Source organism: Sinanaerobacter chloroacetimidivorans (assembly GCF_018128545.1).
Taxonomy (GTDB): Bacteria; Bacillota; Clostridia; order Peptostreptococcales; family Anaerovoracaceae; genus Sinanaerobacter; species Sinanaerobacter chloroacetimidivorans.
The window spans coordinates 93,436-99,435 of record NZ_JAGSND010000005.1 but is presented as its reverse complement, the minus strand read 5'-3'; the positions used below and the strand labels follow the sequence as shown (position 1 = coordinate 99,435).

8 protein-coding genes and 1 riboswitch are annotated in these 6,000 nt (G+C 41.6%); all 8 genes read right to left on the bottom strand.

Going from position 1 to position 6,000, the window contains the following annotated elements:
- Positions 1-489 (bottom strand): tRNA (adenosine(37)-N6)-threonylcarbamoyltransferase complex transferase subunit TsaD (locus KCX82_RS09300; protein WP_405127683.1); only part of this gene is annotated, 489 nt, incomplete at its 3' end.
- A 55-nt stretch (positions 490-544) separates the two neighbouring features.
- A complete protein-coding gene (locus KCX82_RS09295) occupies positions 545-757 on the bottom strand; it encodes a hypothetical protein (protein WP_227018189.1) in 213 nt (70 codons plus the stop codon).
- Between the two features lie 62 nt (positions 758-819).
- Positions 820-1,263 carry a ribosomal protein S18-alanine N-acetyltransferase gene (gene rimI, locus KCX82_RS09290; protein ID WP_227018188.1) on the bottom strand — a complete coding sequence of 148 codons (444 nt, stop codon included), beginning with the start codon at positions 1,261-1,263 and terminating at the stop codon, positions 820-822.
- Positions 1,263-2,024 (bottom strand): tRNA (adenosine(37)-N6)-threonylcarbamoyltransferase complex dimerization subunit type 1 TsaB, encoded by a 762-nt coding sequence (gene tsaB / locus KCX82_RS09285; protein WP_227018187.1) that lies wholly within the window; start codon positions 2,022-2,024, stop codon positions 1,263-1,265. Before tsaB ends, rimI begins: the two co-directional genes overlap by 1 nt.
- A gap of 660 nt (positions 2,025-2,684) precedes the next feature.
- The gene (tsaE, locus tag KCX82_RS09280) at positions 2,685-3,113 is read right to left on the bottom strand and encodes a tRNA (adenosine(37)-N6)-threonylcarbamoyltransferase complex ATPase subunit type 1 TsaE (protein WP_227018186.1); all 429 of its coding nucleotides are present in this window, start codon (positions 3,111-3,113) and stop codon (positions 2,685-2,687) included.
- Between the two features lie 12 nt (positions 3,114-3,125).
- A complete protein-coding gene (locus tag KCX82_RS09275; RefSeq protein WP_227018185.1) occupies positions 3,126-3,662 on the bottom strand; it encodes an ECF transporter S component in 537 nt (178 codons plus the stop codon).
- Positions 3,663-3,887: 225 nt separating this feature from the next.
- A riboswitch (FMN riboswitch) is annotated at positions 3,888-4,019 on the bottom strand.
- A 106-nt stretch (positions 4,020-4,125) separates the two neighbouring features.
- Positions 4,126-4,353: a hypothetical protein gene (locus KCX82_RS09270; protein WP_227018184.1), complete on the bottom strand. Its 228-nt coding sequence runs from the start codon at positions 4,351-4,353 to the stop codon at positions 4,126-4,128.
- A gap of 42 nt (positions 4,354-4,395) precedes the next feature.
- The gene (gene pepV, locus KCX82_RS09265) at positions 4,396-5,877 is read right to left on the bottom strand and encodes a dipeptidase PepV (protein WP_227018183.1); all 1,482 of its coding nucleotides are present in this window, start codon (positions 5,875-5,877) and stop codon (positions 4,396-4,398) included.
- Between the last annotated feature and the right edge of the window lie 123 nt (positions 5,878-6,000).

The window sequence follows — 6,000 nt, the reverse complement described above, 5'->3', positions numbered from 1 at the left end:
CCTCGTACGGCCCAACACTTTATATTGATTGTAATCTATCACATCAACGATATTGGTATGCCCGCCTGAAACTACAAGAGCAAGAAAAGGAGGCTCCAGCCCCTTATGCTCGATATAGTTTGCACTGATATGACCTTGTATGTGGTGGACTCCGACCAGCGGCTTTTTCAAGGCATAGGCTATGGCTTTGGCAGTTGCCAGCCCGATCAGCAGGGCGCCCACCAGCCCCGGTCCATGGGTAACGCCAATAAGGTCCACTTCCTTCAGTGTGACCTTGGCTTCTTCCAGTGCCTGTGAGAGCACCGTATTGACATTATCCAGATGGTGCCGGGAAGCAATTTCCGGAACTACCCCGCCGAAAACCTGATGTACTTTAATCTGAGAAGCGATAATGTTAGATCTGAGGTCTCTTCCCTCAGAAAGAATTGCTGCTGATGTTTCATCACAACTAGATTCTATTCCTAATGTGATAAATTTGCCATTTTTCATTTTAACTCCGTTACTGCTTTCATTTTATAACTTTTATTCTATATTAAAAATAAATTTATTCCATATTTGTAAATCTATTTTGCATTTTGGCTACGCATTGATTATCTGCTGTCAGGTGCCTGCAATTTTCACAGGACTGGTAGTCCATCATATTGAAAGCATTGACATCATGCCTTCTGGAAAATCTGCTGCAATGGGCTGCGACGGAAAGCATTTCATCATTCTGATCATTATAATTATCATCATAATAAGTGTTTCTCATTCTCATTTTAATTTCTCCTCTCAGTAATACGAAATGTGTTACATTTAGTATTGCTTTCAAGAAGTAAATTATTCAGTCCGCCACATTATTATAGCATCTTCTCCGTTATCCTCATAATAATTTTTTCTGTATCCGACATTTACAAAGCCAAGTTTTGTATAAAGAGAAATAGCCGCAAAATTGGAAGCCCTGACTTCAAGGGTATGGCTTCTGATTCCTTCCCTCTGTGTATGATCCAGCAGCACCGAAACTAGCGCTTCTCCGATTCCCTTCTGTCGAAAATCAGGATGAACCGCCACATTGGTAATATGACCTTCATCTATAATACGCCAAAGTCCGGCATATCCGACGATGCAATGATCAATCTCAGCTACGATGTAAAATGCCAGTTGATTTTCTTTAATTTCTTTTTCAAAGGAACTCTCACTCCATGGTGCGGAAAAACAAATTTTGTCTAACTCTGCGATGGTTTTCACATCACCGGCTTCCGCCTGCCTCACCATAAGATTCATCAGGACTTTTCCTCCAGCTTTCTTTCCGCTTCGGCCTTTCTCATATAAACAGGCTTCAGCTGAATATACGGTTTTATATCACCCAATTTATATTTTTCCAGAGCAAGTTTTGCAACTGAGGATGCTTTTTGCAGCTTCCTGTCATCCGGTGCAAATAAAATACGTATATTGTCTTTTAACGATGAATGCTGCCATTCCAGGATTTTTTCTTTGTAAGGGTCGATGCCGTCACCGAAAAAGGTGATCTCATGTCCCCAGCGATCACTTTCATTAAGCTCTTCCAGATAAAATTTCAGCTGCTCCAGGAGTGCACTCAAATCATATGCATCTCCGGCTGCCACTTCCACACAGTTCCCCTCTGTCCATCGAAAGGCTCCTCCGTATACCTGGCTTCGTCTTGCATCAAAGATGGGGCAGATAACCCCTTGATAATCGGGCACATGATAAGCAAAAGTCTGCAAGGTGGGGACACCTATAGTCCCAATCCCCAATGCCTGCGCAAGCGCTCTGGCAGTGGACACCCCGATTCGTATGCCGGTAAATGACCCAGGTCCTTCGGATACTGCAACAACCGACATATCGCCTATTGTCAATCGACATTTTTCCAGCAAAAGATCCAGCATAGGCATCAGATTTTGGAGGTGGCTCAGCTTCTGTGTCGAAGTTTCTTCCCTGACTTCTCCCTGTTCATTGATGATGGCTATGGAGGCCTCCGCCCCAGTGGTTTCGATTGCTAGAATGTACATTTCTTTTCCTTTCAACTATTATTTATTAGTTTGTGAAACTAAGTCACAATTTTTGTCTGATCAGCAAAAGGTCTAATTTTATATGTCAAACCTGCTCAAGGCTTTGCTTATATCCCATAAAGATTATGACCACTTCGGATAAGACCAAAGCAAAATCATTCTAACGTATTGTACCAGCCCATCTGCTAATCAGACAAATTATTTAACATAGTTCACAAACAATGGCACCCAGCCCGAACCAGCGGTTAGCAAATTTTTTTAGTTAGTGAAAATTTGCTTCTGAGTCGAACTCAATTCGTCAAAAAAGATTTGTAATATTAAACGATTAAACTGTCAGCTTTAGTTTTTGCAAGTTTTTTATCAAGCTGCAATGGCTGAGCTTTGGATTTAAGAAAATATCCGAACAGGTTTCGTCAATGATGTAGGATGAAGATGATGTTATTTTTAATGATGGCTTTCAAGTTTTGCCATAACCCAAAAACACCGATTAGGGAAACCGTTTGTTTTTGGGGTTAAAAATAACGAATCGAGACCATATCATTAGAAACCTGTGAGTATTTTCGTAATACAAAGTCAGACATTGGCTTTATGAAAACTGCGACCATTTTCGTTATGACGGTATAATGATTCAACTTAAGTATATAAATTGGATTTGACTAACTAATAAATACTAACTTAACACCTGGGTAAATTTTCAATATAATACACCCGTTCATCCTCCGAACTGCCATATTCGATACGAATGATGATGCTCTCTTTTGGAATCAGCTCCATGATCAAATCTGCCCACTCTATGACGCAGACGCCTTTGCCGTAAAAGTATTCCTCATAACCCAGTTCATACATTTCCTCCAGGTCGCAAATCCGATAAACGTCAAAATGATAGAGCGGCAGACGTCCGTCATGATATTCTTGTACGATGGTAAAGGTAGGACTTGTAATCATATCCTTGATTCCAAGTCCTTCCGCAATGGATTTTGTTAATGTGGTTTTTCCCGTTCCAAGGTTTCCGATAAGAGCTATTATGTCACCCGGTTTTAATTTGGAAGCCAATTCCCGGCCAAAATCCCATGTATCCGATTCCTTTTGGATAATTTTATTCATGTAGACTCCAGGTTATTTATGCAAAAATTTTGCAATGGATTTGTAGGTTATAAAGGTCACGATTGAGTTTACTCCTGCTTTTAGAAGATTAAAAGGCAGGATTACCGTAGCCAGAATCGCCATCACGGCTTCCCTTGGGACTCCCAAAAAGATAGGAGTGATCAGCAGATTCCATAACAGCATGGTTACCGTCATGATTATTGTACCACAAATCAATGCGATGACTGCATTTTTTCTTGTTTTATTTCTCTTATAAATGTTGCCGGCTACCAGTACAAAAGCTCCGGTTGCTACAAAATGCATGAAAAATCCGATTAGGCCATCTCCGCCCAAAATGAAGGCCTGAATAAAACTTACCACAGCGGTCAGGACCAGTCCTGCCAATGGCCCGAAGGCAAATGCGCCAATAAAAATGGGAATATCCGCCGGATCATAAACAAGGTAAGGTGCTGCAGGATATGGAATCCTGATTAATACAACAAGCACCAAAGAGATAGCGGCGAGCATCGCCATTTTTGTTAATTTTGTTGTTCTTTCTGATCGATTCATTTTCAAATTCCTCCTCATTTCTTGCAGGATTATAACGCAACCGCAGAAAATTTTTCGACTTTAGAAAAAGTTTCTTACCTGTGCGTTTCAACGAGGCAGGAAACATTTTCCGCCTAGTTATTAGTCTGCCTTGCAAGATAAAAAAATATTAGGAATCTGCCAGGTCATAAAAAAAACCTTGAAATTTCTTTCAAGGCTAATCACATCATAGAAAATAAATTCCAATCCGTGTTTCTTTCATCCGGACTATACCGTCGGTATCGGAATGTAACCGAACTCAGCCAAATTGGCTCGCGGACTCGTAGCAAATTGCTCTTTACCGCCGGTGAGGACTTGCACCTCGCCCTGAAACAGATTTTTACCTGAATATTATATAACCATATAATATATCTGTCAAACAATATCTTTTTAACTTTTCAAAATCAATTTTAGCGATACTCAATCGTTAACGATTCCGCTAAAGTTAACGGTTCTTTAATAGCTTAATATCTTTATAATGGAAATACAAGTCTACCGCTACAAGGGTTATGGCGGCAGCAGGTATCAAGAGGCATAGGACCTGTGTACCAAAAGTGTGGGCATTGTTTTTCAGATAATACCAAATAATAAAGGAAATAGAGATCACCCATATCCCCATAAAAATCCTAAGGCCATAAGCGACATACGGAAAAATCCGGTTTTTCTTCTTCATTGTTCATCCCCCCTGATTCCAATTCTAAAGAATTGTCCGAATTTAGTTTTCTTCGATTACTCGATCTGTCTCAACTTTTTTATATTGTCCCTCTGCCAGTTCAAAGATGGCGTCCGCAAATATTTTTGCGCATTTCACCAGGTTTTCAACAGAAATATATTCATTTTTCTGATGGGCAAGCTCCGGATCCCCCGGGAAGGAAGCCCCAAATGCCACCGTATTTTTAACAGCCCTGGCGTAAGTGCCTCCGCCAATAACCATGGGCTTGCAGTCAATATCTCCGGAATGCTTCCGATACACATCCATCAAGGAGCAGACCATCTTGTCATCTTCCGGCAGATAAATCGGCTCTTGATGCTTGAGCTTGATAATTCCGAGATTATATTCATTCACGATAGGCAGCATAGCCTCATAGACCTGTGCGTCATTCATTGTAACGGGATATCTGATATTGATCGTCAGTCTGGCGGCCTCGTCATCAACATTGATCATGCCCACATTCAGAATGAGTTTCCCGGAAGGTTCGTCCGAAAGTCCACATCCTAACAAATCTCCGCAAAGATCAAATCCGATGTGTTTATTATAGAAATCAATGAAATCCTGCATATCCTCATTTTCAATCTTGATTTGTGATAAAAATTTTATCAGCACGGATATGGCATTCAATCCGAATTCCGGCCTTGCTCCATGGGAGGAAACGCCCTGGGTGGTAATTTCCAGGCTCTTTCCAATTCCTTTGGCATTAATTTTATATCCTGTTTCCTGCTTAAACTCAGACAGTTTCGCTTTGATTTCCTCATAAGAATCTGATCGGATCACCGCCCTGGCATGATCAGCCACCATATTTGCAGCATTACCTCCGGTTATCGTTCTTATTACAACACCTTTGGCATTGGCCGGAGACTTGGCGAGTTTCTTTGCAAGCTCAAAAATCAGTATCCCCATTTCTCCATGAATCGCAGGAAATTCACCGTCAGGTGTAAAACCGAAGTCCGGCGACTTTACCTTCTTCAGGTAGTAGTCCATGCCCTTCCAGCCTGTCTCTTCATCCAGGCCCATGATCAGTCTTACCTTCTTCTCAGGAATCACCCCTGCGTCCTTCAACGCCTTCATCGCATAAAAGGCAGCAACGACGGGACCTTTGTCATCAATGGCGCCGCGCCCGTAAATCCGGCCTTCCTCCAGTTCTCCGCCGTAAGGATCACGATCCCAGTCCTTTCCTTCCGGCACCACATCCAGGTGCCCAAGAATACCCATGATTTCTTCGCTGGTTCCAATCATTTCTCCGTTTTCATCCAGCAAATATCCTCCAAAGTCAATATGCCCGCCGTAATTGTCAACGTTCTCTACTTCGAAGCCTTCCTCTTTCCCCTTTTTCAACATATATTCAAAGGCTTTCTGAACACCCATGCCGAAAGGCGCATCTCCTTCCGCCGGGCCTGCCACGCTTCGGATAGAAATCAGTTCCTGCAGCGTGTGAATCATTTCCTCTTTATATTGGTCGATTAAATCCAAATAGTTCATAACTTCACTCCTCAAGCATTCAGATTCTCCTTATTCTCCTGAATTAAGCACGATCATCAAATTCTTTGAATCATAAGGTTATGCCTATTATAACCCTTTTTTTAATTTCTTACAACAAATCCC